Source organism: Paenibacillus sp. NRS-1760, from assembly GCF_050467785.1.
GTDB lineage: Bacteria > Bacillota > Bacilli > Paenibacillales > Paenibacillaceae > Pristimantibacillus.
The window spans coordinates 528,593-544,776 of sequence record NZ_JBITPK010000013.1 but is presented as its reverse complement, the minus strand read 5'-3'; the positions used below and the strand labels follow the sequence as shown (position 1 = coordinate 544,776).

Annotated in this window: 16 protein-coding genes; 2 read left to right on the top strand and 14 right to left on the bottom strand. The window is 44.7% G+C overall.

From position 1 onward, the window contains the following. Nucleotides 1-28: 28 nt before the first annotated feature. The 5 genes from ACIFSR_RS18045 to pdhA form a co-directional block, all read right to left on the bottom strand. Nucleotides 29-514, bottom strand: coding sequence for an acyl-CoA thioesterase (locus ACIFSR_RS18045; RefSeq protein WP_430058910.1), 486 nt, complete (start codon nucleotides 512-514; stop codon nucleotides 29-31). Between the two features lie 112 nt (nucleotides 515-626). After that, nucleotides 627-2,042, bottom strand: a complete 1,416-nt coding sequence (gene lpdA, locus ACIFSR_RS18040) for a dihydrolipoyl dehydrogenase (protein WP_076265847.1) — start codon at nucleotides 2,040-2,042, stop codon at nucleotides 627-629. A gap of 3 nt (nucleotides 2,043-2,045) precedes the next feature. Beyond that, complete coding sequence (locus tag ACIFSR_RS18035; RefSeq protein WP_430058906.1) at nucleotides 2,046-3,380, bottom strand: dihydrolipoamide acetyltransferase family protein; 1,335 nt, start codon at nucleotides 3,378-3,380, stop codon at nucleotides 2,046-2,048. A 14-nt stretch (nucleotides 3,381-3,394) separates the two neighbouring features. Continuing rightward, nucleotides 3,395-4,372 (bottom strand): alpha-ketoacid dehydrogenase subunit beta, encoded by a 978-nt coding sequence (locus tag ACIFSR_RS18030; protein WP_339202658.1) that lies wholly within the window; start codon nucleotides 4,370-4,372, stop codon nucleotides 3,395-3,397. Between the two features lie 20 nt (nucleotides 4,373-4,392). Then, nucleotides 4,393-5,460 carry a pyruvate dehydrogenase (acetyl-transferring) E1 component subunit alpha gene (pdhA, locus tag ACIFSR_RS18025; protein ID WP_339202659.1) on the bottom strand — a complete coding sequence of 356 codons (1,068 nt, stop codon included), beginning with the start codon at nucleotides 5,458-5,460 and terminating at the stop codon, nucleotides 4,393-4,395. Nucleotides 5,461-5,750: 290 nt separating this feature from the next. On the opposite strand from pdhA, the gene ACIFSR_RS18020 reads away from it, so the two are divergent. Beyond that, nucleotides 5,751-6,488, top strand: a complete 738-nt coding sequence (locus ACIFSR_RS18020) for an alpha/beta hydrolase (protein WP_339202661.1) — start codon at nucleotides 5,751-5,753, stop codon at nucleotides 6,486-6,488. Between the two features lie 61 nt (nucleotides 6,489-6,549). On the opposite strand, the gene ACIFSR_RS18015 is transcribed toward ACIFSR_RS18020, so the two are convergent. Both ACIFSR_RS18015 and ACIFSR_RS18010 read right to left on the bottom strand, forming a co-directional pair. After that, nucleotides 6,550-7,047: a low molecular weight protein-tyrosine-phosphatase gene (locus tag ACIFSR_RS18015; protein ID WP_339202663.1), complete on the bottom strand. Its 498-nt coding sequence runs from the start codon at nucleotides 7,045-7,047 to the stop codon at nucleotides 6,550-6,552. Then, nucleotides 7,044-7,685 (bottom strand): trimeric intracellular cation channel family protein, encoded by a 642-nt coding sequence (locus tag ACIFSR_RS18010; protein WP_339209625.1) that lies wholly within the window; start codon nucleotides 7,683-7,685, stop codon nucleotides 7,044-7,046. Before ACIFSR_RS18010 ends, ACIFSR_RS18015 begins: the two co-directional genes overlap by 4 nt. 223 nt (nucleotides 7,686-7,908) lie before the next feature. On the opposite strand from ACIFSR_RS18010, the gene ACIFSR_RS18005 reads away from it, so the two are divergent. Further along, nucleotides 7,909-8,547 carry a thiamine diphosphokinase gene (locus ACIFSR_RS18005; RefSeq protein ID WP_430058901.1) on the top strand — a complete coding sequence of 213 codons (639 nt, stop codon included), beginning with the start codon at nucleotides 7,909-7,911 and terminating at the stop codon, nucleotides 8,545-8,547. 72 nt (nucleotides 8,548-8,619) lie between these two features. On the opposite strand, the gene ACIFSR_RS18000 is transcribed toward ACIFSR_RS18005, so the two are convergent. The 7 genes from ACIFSR_RS18000 to ACIFSR_RS17970 all read right to left on the bottom strand — a co-directional run bounded on the left by ACIFSR_RS18000 (nucleotide 8,620) and on the right by ACIFSR_RS17970 (nucleotide 16,136). Further along, nucleotides 8,620-10,593 (bottom strand): endonuclease MutS2, encoded by a 1,974-nt coding sequence (locus ACIFSR_RS18000; RefSeq protein ID WP_430058899.1) that lies wholly within the window; start codon nucleotides 10,591-10,593, stop codon nucleotides 8,620-8,622. A gap of 445 nt (nucleotides 10,594-11,038) precedes the next feature. Beyond that, on the bottom strand, nucleotides 11,039-11,815 hold the full coding sequence (locus ACIFSR_RS17995; RefSeq protein WP_430058896.1) for an MBL fold metallo-hydrolase: 777 nt from the start codon (nucleotides 11,813-11,815) through the stop codon (nucleotides 11,039-11,041). Continuing rightward, nucleotides 11,812-12,486 carry a GNAT family N-acetyltransferase gene (locus tag ACIFSR_RS17990; protein WP_430058893.1) on the bottom strand — a complete coding sequence of 225 codons (675 nt, stop codon included), beginning with the start codon at nucleotides 12,484-12,486 and terminating at the stop codon, nucleotides 11,812-11,814. Before ACIFSR_RS17990 ends, ACIFSR_RS17995 begins: the two co-directional genes overlap by 4 nt. Nucleotides 12,487-12,500: 14 nt before the next feature. After that, the gene (locus tag ACIFSR_RS17985) at nucleotides 12,501-13,160 is read right to left on the bottom strand and encodes a GNAT family N-acetyltransferase (protein WP_430058890.1); all 660 of its coding nucleotides are present in this window, start codon (nucleotides 13,158-13,160) and stop codon (nucleotides 12,501-12,503) included. Nucleotides 13,161-13,197: 37 nt separating this feature from the next. After that, a complete protein-coding gene (locus ACIFSR_RS17980; protein WP_430058887.1) occupies nucleotides 13,198-14,058 on the bottom strand; it encodes a carbon-nitrogen hydrolase family protein in 861 nt (286 codons plus the stop codon). A gap of 24 nt (nucleotides 14,059-14,082) precedes the next feature. Further along, nucleotides 14,083-15,441, bottom strand: a complete 1,359-nt coding sequence (locus tag ACIFSR_RS17975) for a HAMP domain-containing sensor histidine kinase (protein ID WP_076265834.1) — start codon at nucleotides 15,439-15,441, stop codon at nucleotides 14,083-14,085. Beyond that, entirely contained in the window at nucleotides 15,438-16,136 is a 699-nt protein-coding gene (locus tag ACIFSR_RS17970) for a response regulator transcription factor (protein ID WP_076265833.1), read from the bottom strand. Before ACIFSR_RS17970 ends, ACIFSR_RS17975 begins: the two co-directional genes overlap by 4 nt. Nucleotides 16,137-16,184 lie beyond the last annotated feature (48 nt).

Below are 16,184 nucleotides of genomic sequence, written 5' to 3'. Positions count from 1 at the left end.
ATCAGAAAAATAACAATTAATTATATCATCAACTAGGATTTCTGTCCTGTTTTCGTTTCTTTCGCAGCGCATGCCTCTCAGGAGCGGAAAGATGCAGCTTTATCTCCTCTTCCGTCTCTGGGACGACAGTTGGAACAATAGCAGGTTTGCCATGATCATCAATTGCAACAAAAGTGAAAAAAGCAGTAACTGTCGTTTTGCGCTCACCGCTGAACAAATTTTCGGAATGAACGGACACGAACACTTCCATCGAGCTGCGATGTGTCCACGAAACAAAGGCTTCAACCTCAATAACTTCTCCGACTCGAATCGGCGCCAAAAAATCAAGACTGTCCGTTGATGCGGTTACAGCTTGCATCCGTGCATGTCTCATGGCTGAGATCGCAGCAACCTTATCCATGTACTCCATCAGCTTTCCACCAAACATCGTATCATAATGATTCGTGTCCAAAGGAAAGATCAGCTGCGTCATAATTGTTCGTGATTCTCTAGCCAGTTTCGTTGATTGTTCCATGCTCGTGTACGCCTCCTATTTGTTGGATTAAAGCTCTTGAAGCGCAAAGAGGCCCCGCCGGCTGGAGAGCCGCGTGACCTCTGTTGTCGCAAAACGATAGCATTATTGCGATTTATTTAATGAAAGTGTGGATCGGGTGGCCAAGTGCAACCTCAGCTGCATCAAGCACGATTTCACCAAGTGTAGGATGCGCGTGAATTGTAAGTGCGATATCCTCAAGAGTTGCGCCCATTTCGATAGCCAAAGCAAGCTCAGCAATCATATTGGAAGCCTCAATACCGATGATTTGCGCACCAAGTACAAGACCGGAGTCTGCATCGGATACGAGTTTAACAAAGCCTTCATTTGCATTAAGCGACATTGCGCGTCCATTGATTGCGAACGGGAATTTGCCAACTTTTACATTATGACCTTTGTCTTTTGCTTCCTTCTCACTGAAACCAACGCTTGCGCATTCTGGATCAGAGAAGCAAACTGCTGGTACACATTTGTAGTCAATAACACTGGATTGACCTGAAATGGCTTCAGCTGCGATGCGGCCTTCGTACATTGCTTTGTGCGCAAGCGCAGGTCCAGCAATGATATCGCCAATCGCATAAATATGAGGAATGTTAGTGCGGCATTGCTCATCAACTTCAACTAGTCCACGATCGGACAGCTTCACGTTAATAAGGTCAAGACCTAGCTCACCATCCGTATTTGGACGACGTCCAACCGTTACGAGCAGGTAATCCGCAGTTACTTTCTCTTCTTTATCGCCAACTGTATACGTTACAGTAACGTCTTTATCTGTTTGCTCAGCACCTTTTGCTTGTGCGCCAGTAATGATATCCACATTCGTGCTTTTTAGTTTCTTAGCAACGATGTTGGACATATCTTTGTCAAAGCCCGGCAAAATCGCGTCGGAGCCTTCAATTACTGTAACTTTTGTGCCGAATTTGGAGTACATTTGACCAAGCTCGATACCGATATAGCCGCCGCCGATAACGACAAGGCTCTTCGGAATTTCTGGCAAGGACAATGCGCCTGTTGAAGATACGATACGGCCAGTGAAAGGGAAAGCTTTTAGTTCAATTGGACGTGATCCTGTAGCGATAATGCAGTTTTTGAAACGGTAGCGAGGCGCTTCTTGATCGTTGAATACACGCGCTTCGTTTTCGTTAATAAACATAACTTCGCCTTGGAAATATTGGACTTTGTTTGCTTTCAGAAGAGAAGCAACGCCGCCTGTCAATTTTTTCACGATGCCGTTTTTGAACTCTTGCACTTTTGTAAAGTCAACCTTAGCTTCTCCAACTTCGATACCGAATGCGGAAGCGTGACTGATTGATTCATATTGATGTGATGCGGAAATAAGTGCTTTCGATGGAATACAGCCCACATTCAAGCATACGCCGCCTACATGTTCTTTATCCACGATGAGTACGTTTTGACCTAGTTGAGCAGCACGGATCGCTGCTACATAACCGCCTGGGCCCGCACCAATAATTAGAGTGTCAATATCTAGGGAAGCATCACCAACAACCATGTCTTATACCTCCATTATGAACAGTTCTGGTTGACCCAGAAGTGTTTTGATGTAATTCATAAAGTTTTGAGCTGTTGCGCCGTCGATAAGACGGTGATCGAAGCTAAGTGAAAGAGCCATTACAGGAGCAGCTACGATTTCACCATTGCGAACAATTGCTTTTTCAGTAATTCTGCCTGTTCCAAGAATTGCAACTTCTGGGAAGTTGATAACTGGAGTGAAGAACATACCGCCAGCGGAACCAATGTTGGAAATCGAGATTGTGCTGCCTTTAAGCTCGTTGGCAGCAAGTTTACCGTCACGGCCGCGAGCAGCTAGATCACGGATCGAGTCAGCAATTTTGAATAGGTTTTTACGATCTGCATCTTCAATAACCGGCACGATTAGGCCGTTATCTGTATCTGTAGCGATACCGATATTGTAGAATTTGCGAAGAACGATTTCTTGATTAGCCTCATCAAGCGTTGCGTTCAAGATAGGGAACTCGCGGCATGCTGCCACAAGAGCTTTCACGATGAACGGCAAGTACGTAAGCTTGGAGCCTTTTTTCTCAGCATAAGGTTTATATTTAGCACGAAGTGCTACTAGCTCCGTTACATCAACTTCATCCATGATCGTAACATGTGGAGCTGTATAAACCGATTTCGACATTGCGTTAGCAATGATTTTGCGAATACCTTTGAATGGTACGCGCTCTTCCGGACGGTACGGTGTTCCAGCCGATACTGCAGCAGGTTTAGCTTCGCCAGCACCTTTAGCTGCAACTTCTGCGTTGCTTGATTGTTCAGCTGCAGCTACAGATGCATCTGTAGCTGCAACAGCAGGAGCGCCGCCAAAACCAGTTACGTCATCACGAGTGATACGTCCGTTTTTGCCAGTTCCGCCTACTTGTGTTAGGTCTACGCCTTGCTCGCGTGCAAATTTACGAACGCTAGGTGTTGCTAGTACAAGACCGCCAGTTGCTTTAGGAGCAGCTGCTGCTTGTGCTGCAAGAGCTTCAGCATTAGGTGCCTCAACTGCTGGTGCTGCCGCCGCTGCAGGAGCTTCTGCTTTAGGTGCTTCAGCTGCTGCTGGTTCAGCTTGCTCTGGCAATTCGCCTTCTGCATCAATGATTGCAACAACCTCGCCAATGTGGCAAACTTGTCCGTCTTTTACGAGTACTTCGAGTACTTTACCATTTACTGGGCAAGGCACTTCGACGATCGCTTTATCGTTTTGAACTTCCATAATAATGTCATCATCTGTAACCGTGTCTCCGACTTTGATATGCACTTTAATGATTTCGCCTTCGTGCAAACCTTCGCCGAGCTCTGGGAAACGATATTCGAATTTAGCCACCGCTTTAACCTCCTTTAAAAGTTCAGTACTTTGTTAACTGCTGCAGAAATACGTGCTACCGTAGGAAGCCACGCATCCTCAACTAGAGCAAACGGATATACAGTATCCGGACCAGCAACGCGTAGTACTGGAGCTTCTAAGTGCAGAATAGCTTTTTCATTGATTTGAGCAATGATTTCAGCTGCTGCGCCAGAAGTTTTTTGTGCTTCTTGAACGACAATAGCACGGTTTGTTTTCTTAATTGAAGCAACGATAGTATCTATATCAAGCGGAAGCAGTGTGCGAAGATCGATAACTTCTACACTCACGCCTGTTTTTTCAAGTTCTTCTGCTGCTTTGACTGCTGTGTGAACCATAAGACCATAAGAAATGATCGTTACGTCACTGCCTTCGCGAACAACATTTGCTTTGCCGATCTCAACTGTATATTCACCTTCAGGAACTTCAGCCTTGAACGCACGGTACAAGTTCAAGTGCTCCATAAAAAATACAGGATCATTCTCACGGATTGCAGAAATCATCAAGCCTTTTGCATCATAAGGGTTTGAAGGAATGACTACCTTGATACCCGGCGTTTGAATAGCAAGACCTTCAAGGGAATCCGTATGCAGCTCAGCCGCTTTAACGCCGCCGCCAAATGGTGTACGGAATACGATTGGTGAGTTGTAGCGACCTCCAGAGCGGTAACGCATACGAGCAGCTTGGACAAACATTTGGTCAAGCGCTTCATAAATAAAACCTACGAATTGAATTTCAGCGATTGGACGGAAGCCTTGCAACCCCATACCAACTGCCATACCTGCAAGAGCTGACTCAGCAAGAGGCGTATCAAATACGCGATCTTCACCAAACTCATCCTGTAAACCTTCTGTCACACGGAATACTCCGCCGACTTTACCTACGTCCTCACCAAAGATGACAACGTTCGAATCACGTTTAAGTTCTACGCGCATCGCATCGCGAATTGCTTCCAACATATTCATTTGAGCCATGATCGTCTGATCCTCCTCTTCTATTGAAAATCGTCCTTTTGCTCTTCCAAGTATTGCGGTGTTGTTTCGAACATGCTATCGATCAAGCCTGCTACAGTCATTTTTTCAACTGCTTCAGCTTTTTTGATGTGCTCAGTTACAGTTGCTTTTGCTTCATCTTTCACACGGTTTGTGTCTTCTTCAGTCCACAAGCCTTTTTTCTCTAGATATTTACCGAAACGAACAAGCGGATCTTTTAAAGCCCATTCTGCTTCTTCATCTTTTGTACGGTATTTAGTCGTATCATCCGCCAAGGAATGCGGACGGAAACGGTAAGTTAGAAGCTCAATCAATGTTGCGCCTTCGCCATTGCGGCCGCGCTCTGCTGCTTCTTGAACAGCTTTGATAACAGCAAGTACGTCCATACCATCTACTTGAACACCCTTGATACCAGCAGCAACAGCTTTATGTGCAACAGACAAAGCACCTGTTTGCTTGGAGTACGGTGTAGTAATAGCATATCCGTTGTTTTGTACAACATAAATGACAGGCAGCTTATAAGCGCCTGCGAAGTTCATGCCTTCGTAGAAATCGCCTTCTGACGAACCGCCGTCGCCTGTATAAGTGATAGCTACACGTTTTTCATTCTTTTTCTTAAATGCCATTGCTACGCCAGTTGCGTGCAATACTTGTGCGCCAATAATGATTTGCGGCATTAGAACATGTACATCCTCAGGAATTTGACCACCTTGTTGGTGTCCGCGAGAATATAGGAAAGCTTGGTATAATGGCAAACCATGCCATACAAGCTGTGGCATATCACGGTATCCTGGGCAAATGAAATCATCTTTGTTTAGCGCGTATTCGCTGCCAACCATTGATGCTTCTTGACCTGATACTGGAGCGTAAAAGCCAAGTCTTCCTTGACGGCCTAAATTAACAGCACGCTCATCCCATGTACGAGTAAATACCATGCGGTACATAACTTCTTTTAATTGATCATCAGACAAAGCCGGCAATAAGTCCGGGTTAACAACTTCCCCGTCGAGTGACAAGACAGATAGCGGAGTTACCGGTTCCGTTTGAACTTCGTATGGCAATTTGCTCATTTTGATCGCTCACCTCAATCGAAATATTTGAAAATCGTTTACCTCTGTTATAGAATTATTATAAACCTGTTTAATGAAAATGGTCAAAGCAAAAAACACAAAAACCGTTGTTTTTTCGCTGATTCTCATCATTCTTTTAAGAAATTGTATATGCTACAGACTTTATTTATTAGTATAACAGCATAATACAACAAGACAGAAATAGATGTGATTCCTTTGATTGTCTTTCTATTGTTTACCCACAACAGATGTTTTCCATTCAATAAATTCAACCGATAGGAGAGAAAGAAATGACAGATGAGCGATATTTGAAGAGAACAATAGTAAAGGAAACCGTGCCAAGCCGATATTTGGCTGAACAAAGCCGCAATTTACGTATCTTTTTGCCGCCAGGTTATAACGAGGTGCTTAGCTACCCGGTCGTCTATTGCCAGGATGGCGAAGATTTTTTCAACTTTGGGCGAATTGCTACTACAGCGACGCGATTGATTTTGGATGAGGGACTTGAGCCCTTCATTATTGTAGGTGTTGATGTCGACAAAAAGCAGCGTACGGAGGAATACACGCCAGATGGCAATCGGCACGAGGCATACATTCGGTTTTTCGCGGAAGAGCTCATTCCGTTTGTTGAGGAACGTTATGCGGTAAGACAAGAACCAGAGCATCGATTATTGGCAGGCGATTCACTCGGCGGCTCCGTTTCCTTGCATTTAGCTCTCTCCTACCCGCAGCTATTTACACGCGTCATGTCCTTATCAGGTGCTTTTTATGGCGTATCCCAAAACATCATTTCCGCAGCAGGAGACCTTAGCTGGCTCAATATTTATATGATTGTTGGTCTGCAAGAGGATGCATATGAAACGGACCGTGGCGTATTTGATTTTGTAGCTTTGAATCGCAACGCCAAGGCGCTGCTTGAACTTAATCAAGCTACTGTCTTCTATGAAGAAAAAGACGGCAAGCATCAATGGGGTTTTTGGCAAAAAGAGCTTGATAAAGCTCTCGCCTATTTCATTGAGGTTGAATAATCAAAAGCAAAGCTGTCCAGCAGGCTCCTTTCGGGAGTGCTGGACAGCTTTTTTAATGAATTTATTCATTTAATTGCAAATCTGCTTTTATCCGTTTAAGAAGCTCCTTGCATCCGCTGTCGACTAATTCATAAACAAACGGAAAATTATTTTCATAATAAGGATCAGGCACATCGGCTATTCCTTTCGCAGGCAGCAGCTCCATAAAAGTAAACAATCGTTTGGTTTCCTCTTCTGTAGCTTTACCTTCTCCAAAAAACAGCTTGCGTACATCTCGTAAATTGTTTGTGTCCATACATACGATATAATCAAACGTTTTGTAGTCATCAGGCGTAACTAACCGAGCTTTCATACCCTGATGTGAAATTTGGTGCTGATCCAGCTGATCTCTCGTGCCCTCATGCGGCGGATGACCCAAATGCCAGTCACCGGTTCCTGCGGAATCAACCATAATTTGATCTGTCAATTTTGCTTGCTCTACCTGATGGCGCATAACGGCTTCAGCCATTGGGGACCTGCATATGTTTCCGAGACAAACAAATAAAATACGAGCTTTCATGATGTTCCTCTTTTCTGCTGTTCATTAGAAGTATGAATATGTAACGTGCGTCTTGGCAGCTTCCACTTGAAATAGACAGATAGCATCCGGAAGCTAATAATAATAACGAATAAAACCAAGAGCTCCAAGGTTGATTTTATCCAACCAAGTCCAATCGCGAGACCTGCAAGCATGGCCCATACAGCATAAATTTCATCTTTTAGCACAAGCGGCTTGCGGCCAGCCAGCACATCGCGAATGATTCCGCCGCCAATTCCTGTCAGCATGGCTGCAACAAGGACTGCACTAAGCGGATGCTTCATTTGCGTTGCATACAGCGCTCCTTGAATAGCAAAGGCTGATAATCCAATCGCGTCAAAAAACGCCTCGCTCCGTCGCCAGCGCTGAATCCAGTCAACAGGCAATAGAAAAGCAATCGTCATGGCAATGATAGCTATTTTGAGCAGGTATCCTTGATTCCAAAGCGATGTAACTGGCATACCTATCAACAGATTACGCACGACACCGCCGCCAAATGCTGTGACAAGTCCAAGCACGAACACACCTAGTATATCGTATTCTTCCTCCATAGCGACAATCGCTCCGCTGACTGCAAAGGCAATTGTTCCGATAATGCTAAAAATACCAAAAATGTCCATACTCACAGCAAATGCTCCTCGCTTCCCGTACATGAACCGATCACTGCATCGGTACTTTCATTCATCATTTTAGCTGGGAGGATGTGGATTCGCAACGACAAATTTCGTGAATTTCATCCGTTTATCCATACAGTTATTCCACTCCTCTAGTTTTTATAGAACAAAAGGCATTATACTGGAGTGAATTACATTAGATTTCGCCAAAAAGAAAGGAAAATTCATCATGCAACTTCGCATCGTAATATGCACGGGCGGCCAGCTTGGCGCCTGGGCACTTGCACATATAAAGCCCGATGATCTCCTGATTGGAGCAGACAGCGGTGCTCGCTTCCTCATTAAGAACGGACGAAGACCAGATATTTCGATCGGAGACTTTGATTCCGTATCAGAAGAAGATTTGTTAGAAATTCGTGAAAATAGCGGTCAAACGATAGCTTGTGACCCCATCGACAAAAACTACACCGATACGGAAATGGCCATACGTCTCGCCTTGGACTTGCAGCCTACTGAAATCATTTTACTTGGAGCGCTGGGCACTAGATTTGATCACTCCCTAGCTAATGTCCACCTGCTCGCGCTTTCTTCCCAGCAACAGGTGAAAATGACGATCATTGATGACCATAATAAAATTTCTTTGATTAGCGAGCAATTAAACATTGAGCAGCAAGGATATCCGAACGTTTCATTGCTTCCGCTGTCGTTAAAAGTAGAAGGAATTACGCTTGATGGTTTTCAATATCCGCTGACTGACGCCGAGCTAACGATTGGTCAATCTCTCGGGATTAGCAATGTCCTTGTATCATCTACTGGAACCATCTCCATAAGAAAAGGCTTGTTGTTAGTCATCCAAAGTCGTGACTAACGATTTCAACAAAAGACCCAACCGAGGTAACTAATCCTCCTGTCGGGTCTTTGTTTTTTCAAGATTAATCCTTTAGATAAGCTCATCCTCTTTTGTAACAATTTCTAAGCCTTCTACATGCTTGCGATTCATCAGCTTGCGGGCTTTTCTATTCTCCTTTGATTCAAATACAATATCGAGATCATACTCCTCATTTTGACCCGGGTAAAGCTTCGTTTTGGCGATATACAGCTTCAACCGTTTATGATTGAACGTGAGCTTTTGCCCTTGAATTTGGACAATCACATTTCCTCGTTCATCTGCAGGCCGATATACTACACCCATTTTATTTAGAGGATAGATCCATACTGCATCACCTTTCTCAAAAGGTTTTTTTGCTTCTTTCGGGTTCTGTGCTTTCGTTTCATCAGCATTTTTTAAATTTTTGTTAATAAAATCTGCTGCTGCTGAAGATGAGGTTTTCTGAGCTTCCTTTTCATTTCTTGATTGCTCACTTGTGCGTGTTTCATGAGACGGATCTACTTTCCGCACAAGCAGATGTTCTGCACGCTGCATCACCTCTTCTGGCAGACCAAAGCGCCTTGCTATCGCGAATGCGTGACTCTCGCCTGCTTCCCCCATCTCTAAGCGATAAAGCGGCTTTAACGTTTCCGCATCAAATGCCATTTTCCCATTTTGACATCCAGGGGTGCGGGCAGCAAAAGCTTTAATTTCATTAAAATGAGTCGTTGCCCCTGCTAATGCTCCTTTTTTCAACAGTTGTTCTAATAGTGCAATAGAGAGCGCTATCCCTTCTGATGGATCGGTACCCGCTGCCAATTCATCAAGCAGAAGCAGTGCCCTCGGACCAGCCGCTTGAAGCATATCCTTAAGAACGGTGATATGAGATGAAAATGTACTCAGTGATTGTTCCAAACTTTGTCCATCTCCAACATCGGCAATAACGTGCTGGAATACGCCGATTTCACTCCCCAGCTCAGCTGGAACCAGCAGGCCCGATTGGATCATCAGTACGAATAATCCAATGGTTTTTAAAGTTACCGTTTTCCCACCTGTATTCGGCCCAGTAATAATTAACTGCTTCCATTTGTATCCGAGCTCCACATGAAGCGGTACGCTATGTTGTCCTAGCAGTGGATGGCGTGCACCGACGAGTCTTACAACTGGCTGATCGGATAACTCAATTTTTTTACCGTTATACGACCTAGACAGCTTCGCTCTTGCCGTAATAAAGTCAAATGAAGCCATGGCTTCTACATTACGAAATAGCTCAAAGGAGAACGACTCGGTATATTCAGACAATCGGGATAATATAATGGTGCGCTCCCGCTCCTCATCCGCCTTCCACTGCTGCAGCTCCACCTGAAGCTCTGATGCGTCTAATGGCTCAACGAACAAGGTCTGACCACTAGCAGATTCATCCCACACTGTCCCTGGCACCTGCTTGCGATGCTCTCGCTTTACTGCAATAACAAATCGATCATGGCGCTTGCTGATGACCGGCTCTTGCAGAGATGTACGATACTTATTAAGCGCATTTTCCATTTTTTTCTGGATTTTGTCCTCCGCTGCATAGATATGTCTGCGGATGTAGGCAAGATCAGGACTAGCTTGATCGGTTAGCTGGCCGTAACGAATACAACGTTTTAGTTCGTCCCTAAGTACGGGGCAATCGTACATAGATTCCGCATAAGCGGAAATCGTTGGCGCAATCTCACGTTTGCTGAACATGTACTTTTTCATTTGCACAACAGAGGTTAACCATACCGACAACTGCTCTAGTTCCTGCTCATTATAAATTCTACCTTTGCCGAGCAGTGACAGAAACGAATCAATTCCGTCCATTGCGGATAATGGAATGCTTGCTCCGCTTCCGAGAAGTTCAGCAGCCTCGTACGTTTCTTGCAGCCACGCTTCAACTTGCCGCTGCTTCGTGCTTGGTTCAAGCCTTTCAGCCAACAATCGTCCTGCAGGTGAAATCGTGTTACTCACTACGCTTGCTTTTACCTTATCAAATTCTAATCTTCGCCAAGATGCTTCATTCATCTGTATGGCCTCCTCTATTTTGAGTAAAAAAAAAGACAGAAACAGAACGCGGGCGCGTTCCATTCCTGTCTTTGATCGACAAATGCTCCAATACCACTTCCACCGCTAACAAAATCGTTAACATGAAAATGGATATAAAAAAACCGTGCTGCGAGAGCACGGTGATTGGGCCGCTGTCGAATTGCTTCAGGCGGAAATCCTCATGTCCAGAACTCTTGGCGTCAGATCACGAAATAGAGCCTTGCATCTCAGTGAATTCACACTGGGAATCGTCGCAAGACCAACGTTCATCTGACTCTATCCAATTTATGAGTTATGGACACCAGCAAACATTAAAATTTCCCCTTTAAGCATCATGTTAAAAGATAATCCAAAATAGGATTCTTAATTAATGTACATAAAAGACAAGCAGCTTGTCAAGCAAGACTTAATCTACTGTTTAATGCTATAAAGAAATGGACATGCCCGTTCGTGCAAATTGAAGGTGATCGGGCAGCTTATAATCTCTCCGAAGATCAATATCATGCGACATATGTGTGAGAAAGGTTTGTTTGGGCTTCCACTTCTGGATAAGCTCGATAGCTTCAACAACATCATAGACCGAACGAGTTTCATAAGCAAAAGGCTCTTCGTAAAAGCTTGTTCCTAGTACAAGCAAATCAAGATCAGCCAAATGTTGCTGCTGCTCATCCGTCATGCCGATCGAATCAGAGCAATATACCCATTTGCAATTTGTCTCCGAATGTTCGAAGCGAAATGCATAAGCATAGCCGTTTTTCCCATGATTGACTCGCCAGCTATATGCTCGCCATTTGCCGAGCATAATAGGAGTGTCAAATGAATGGAACTCAATCTGCCGATTTAGCCAAGGAAAACGATCTAATATTTCTTTAATGACTTCAGTGGGCGCGTAAGCTTGACCTCTTTTTTTCGTCCAGCGACAAGCGTCTGCCCACTCCACCAATCCACCGATATGGTCAAAATGAGCATGTGTAATGAGCAGTGTGTCGATCTCACGCAGTGAGGCCATCTCTAATTGTTTTGCGAAGTCCGACCCACAGTCAATCCACACCGTTCCAGCTTCTTGATCCTCCAGCTGCAGCGACGATCTATAACGACGGTTTTCCTGTGTGTCCCGCGCTTCCTCACAAACCTCGCATTCACAATAAATGCGAGGCACACTCATGGAATCCCCAGTTCCCCTAAAAATCAGCTTCGTCATAGCGGTAGCAGCTCAAACGACTCCGATGCACGGATTTGTTCCATCATTTGAAGCCATTGTTCCGGCTTGTTTGGCAATGCGGCATAATAGCCTTCTAAGAATGAGGCGATTAGAGCTGCATCAATCGTTGTTTGCTCTTCATTTTTCGGAAGGAAACATAAGTCCAGTTCAGCAACAGCTTGGCCTTCATGGTCCCAAGAAGGATGAACATAAGGAAAAACGATTCGCTTATAGCCGATATGTGACAGCACTTCGCGACGCACGAACGGATTCATAGGTGAAACTCCGCCAAATGCATGCTCACCTGCGCGATAAGGGTCGTATACCTCAGCAAACATGCCAAGCGAGACAGTACCTGACTGATCAGCTAGCTTCTGCAAATCTTGTTCTCGATTGCGGAGTAGAAACCGACCGATGCCAAGTGATGGTTTTCCGATAATCGTAAAATCAGTCATAGCAACGCGCAGCTCTGGATAATAACGATATTCCGTTGAACCTACGACTTCCCCCTCATGCAATGCAACATATACATGAATGGTTGGGTCTTCAAGCGGCTCGCGCCAAAGCTCATAAGCAAGAACTTCCTCAGGCGGGAAAATCGTTTGAAGAAGCTTATGTAATGGTTCAAAATATTTGTCCTCAATGCTTACGATTCGATGATAGGTTAGCATATATGTACATCTCCTTATTTAAATGGATTACGCCACTCCATGATTGCAGCGCAGTTACCCGATTGCTCATCATCCAAGTAGTCAAGAGCAACCCCAATCGGCATCCGTCCGCATCTAAGCAAAAAAGTAATGACAGGGTCTTTGTATTCTCCAGATAGTACTTTTTCCAAATAAGCTTCTGGCGTCATCTCTTGTATTAGCGCCCCATAACCGGGCATGCGACCGCCCCCAAGCAATCTCATAAGTCCCAGCTGAACAACCGTTTCATACATCGATTGCATGAGCCATTTGCCAATGCCAGATTTTCGGAACTCTGGTATGACACAAAGGTCTATTACATACAGAGTGTCCCCGTTTATATTATGATTGCGAATATAACCACTGTCAGAAATCGTTTCCCAATTATGTGCATGGCCATAGTCTTTCATATCGATGGTTACTCCGGTCATGGAGCCAATGATCATTCCATCAACCTCTGCGCATAAGGCACCTTCAGGGAATCGGTTCACATGTTCAGTTAATTGTTCTTTGTTCCACCAAAGCTCCTGTGGGTAAGGTGGGGGAAAGCTTAGCCGCTGAACTTCAATCAATCCATCAAAATCTGCTGGTTTGTAATTACGAATGACTGCTTTTTGCGGTTTTCCATCGATGAACAAGAACAGCTCCTTACGCATCACTGTCTCCCCCTTTCTTCGCTAAACAAGATAAAAATCAAGTCCAATCGGTATACAAATCGGTGCGGCGGTCACGCCACGTCGTAACAGAACCCTTCAGCCTGACTTCCTCAAGCAAAGATAAGTCAAGATCAGCCACGACGAGCATATCATCATTGATGATGCCTTCGCTTAATATACCGGCTGGCGGGAATGGAATATCGTTCGGAGCAATAATAGCAGCTTGACCAAAATTTGCACGCATCAGATCAACTTTACGAAGAGAGCCAACTGTACCCGTCGTTACAATGTATACCTGATTCTCAACAGCTCTAGCATGGCAGCAGTATCTTACGCGATAGAATCCATGACGATCATCTGTGCACGATGGACAGAAAATGACATCCGCACCTTTAGCGCGAGCCATTCGAACGATTTCAGGAAATTCAATATCGTAGCAAGTAAGCATCGCGATGGTACCATATGCGGTCTCGAATACCTCAAGACCTTCACCTGCCGACATATTCCAGCCTTCTACTTCTGGTGGCGTAATGTGGATTTTATGCTGAACGTCAATTTTCCCATCGGGATGAAAGAGATGCGCAGCATTGCGCAAACTTCCATCCGATTGTTTTATCACATGGGTGCCTCCAACAATGTAAACCTCATATTCAGCAGCAAGTGAGCGAAAGAGAGCAAGATAATCCTCCGTGAATTCAGGAAGTCGATCAATAGGAAGCGCTACGCCCTGCTCATCTCCAATGGACATCAATTGGGTTGTCAGAAACTCAGGAAACAAAATAAATTGTGCCCCGTATTCCGAGGCATTGCGAACATAATGTGTTACTTGCTCTGCGAATTGCTCGAACGAATTAATATCAGCAAGCTTATACTGAACGGCTGCCGTACGAAACTTCATTTGTTAAATCCTCCAATCGTATCGTTATTGTTTGCGCTGTTTAAATTGCAAAGTAATCGTCGTGCCTAAATCCGGCAGACTAAACACATCTACCTTTCCTTCATGCAAATCAATAATTCGTTTGGCGATGGACAAGCCGAGACCCACTCCGCCTGTTGTGCGGCTTCTAGCTCCATCAACACGATAGAAGCGCTCGAATAGATGCGGAATTTCGTTTTCTGGAATGCCCATTCCTTTATCCTTGACCTCGATTTTCACGATATGTCTAACGAGTGTAATCGTAATATCGATCGGGTCCTTCGAGTATTTAATCGCGTTATCAAGCAAAATGACGAGAAGCTGCCTGATTTTGTCCTTGTCTCCAACCATCCGAACCGCCTTGGACATCGCTTTCACTCGAATCGGTCTGCCGAACGTCGTTTGCAGCATCGTTGCTAGCTCATCAACCACTTGAACAACGTCAAACAGCTCCTGCTTCAGCCAGTCCTCCTGCTCCGCCTCAGCAAGCATAAGCATGGATTTTGTTAAGTTTTGCAGACGATTTGCTTCTTTATCGATTGCTTCAATTGCTTCATTGCGCAAACTCTCATCGTCACGTCCCCAACGCTTTAACATACCAGCATAGCTGCTGATAACAGTTAGAGGGGTTTTGAGCTCATGAGAAGCATCTGCTACGAATTGCTTCTGCTTAGCAAATGTGCGGTCAAGTCGTTCAATCATTTGATTAAACGCACGAACGAGCTGCAAAAGCTCAGCAGATTCCTCGCGGTTGCTAAGCTCAATTTGTCTAAGCTTCCCGCTTCGGTCAATTTCTCGCATCGTATTAACCATTTGCTGTATGGGCGCCGTTAGTCTTGAAGTAAACCAATACGTTCCGAATATGGCAAACAAAATGGCACCGCCGCTCGTGACGCTTAACGCTGCGACCAGCACCTGCAAATAATTGTCCAACTCATCTAGTATTCGATTAATCTCAAGCATTGCAATGACACGATTGCCGTCATATAGCGGAACTCGCATGAACAAAATTCGTTCTCCGCCCTTCGTGATCATCCCCGTATGGTGATGCACCTCAAAGGTCGCTGGCAGCTGCTGCAGCAGCTCATCCGTTCCTGTTATATTTACAACCCGGTTATTAGGCGCAATGATGCGAATCATTTCGTTTACGTTGTAATACTCATTGAGCAGCTCCGGATAGTTTAATCCTCGGCCGCTCTGAATTCGGGGATTCTCAAGCATGAGATTCACCTTATTCGCAATGACCTCTTCTTCACTTTCAGTCGTTATTTTGATCACATAGAAATACACAAAAATATTAAATAGAATCAAAATAAATATAAGCCAAAAAATGGTGAAAAGCGTAAACCGTTTGCGGAGTGTCATGCATCGGGCTCCTTTATCATATAACCTACTCCTCGAACCGTATGAATAAGCTTATGACGATAACCCTTGTCCAACTTCTGACGCAGATAACGGATATAAACATCTACTAAATTTGTTTCACCGATAAAATCATATCCCCAAACTTCGGATAAAATATCTTCACGCGATTTCTCATCATTTTTGTTTTCCACAAGATATACGAGCAGCTCGAATTCACGCGGCGTTAGCTCGATCAAAATATCTTTGCGATATACTTTACGCGTGCGCAGCTCGATCGTTAAGTCGCCAACCTTGATCATGTCGGATCCTTCCGCTTCCTTCGGATACTGCTGGAATATACGCAAAATATTGCGAACCCGCGCCAGCAGCTCCTCCATTGCGAACGGCTTAGTAATATAATCATTTGCTCCATGCTCGAATCCGCTTACTTTATCCGGTACGGTGTCGCGTGCAGTCAACAATATAATAGGTACAGGATTTCCTGCTTGTCGCAGTAATCGCAGAACTTCAATTCCGCTCATCTCAGGCAACATGACATCGAGCAATACAAGCTCCCATTCACCTGTCGAAGCCATTTCATATCCGGTTCTGCCATCAGCGGCAGTCCCTACGGTATACCCCTCATGCTCAAGCTCAAGTTGTAAAATTCGGGAAATACCCGCTTCATCTTCGACGACTAGAATACGTTCTTTCATTCTAGAGGTTCACCTGCTTCCAGTTGTAAATAATATTAATGCCGTTAA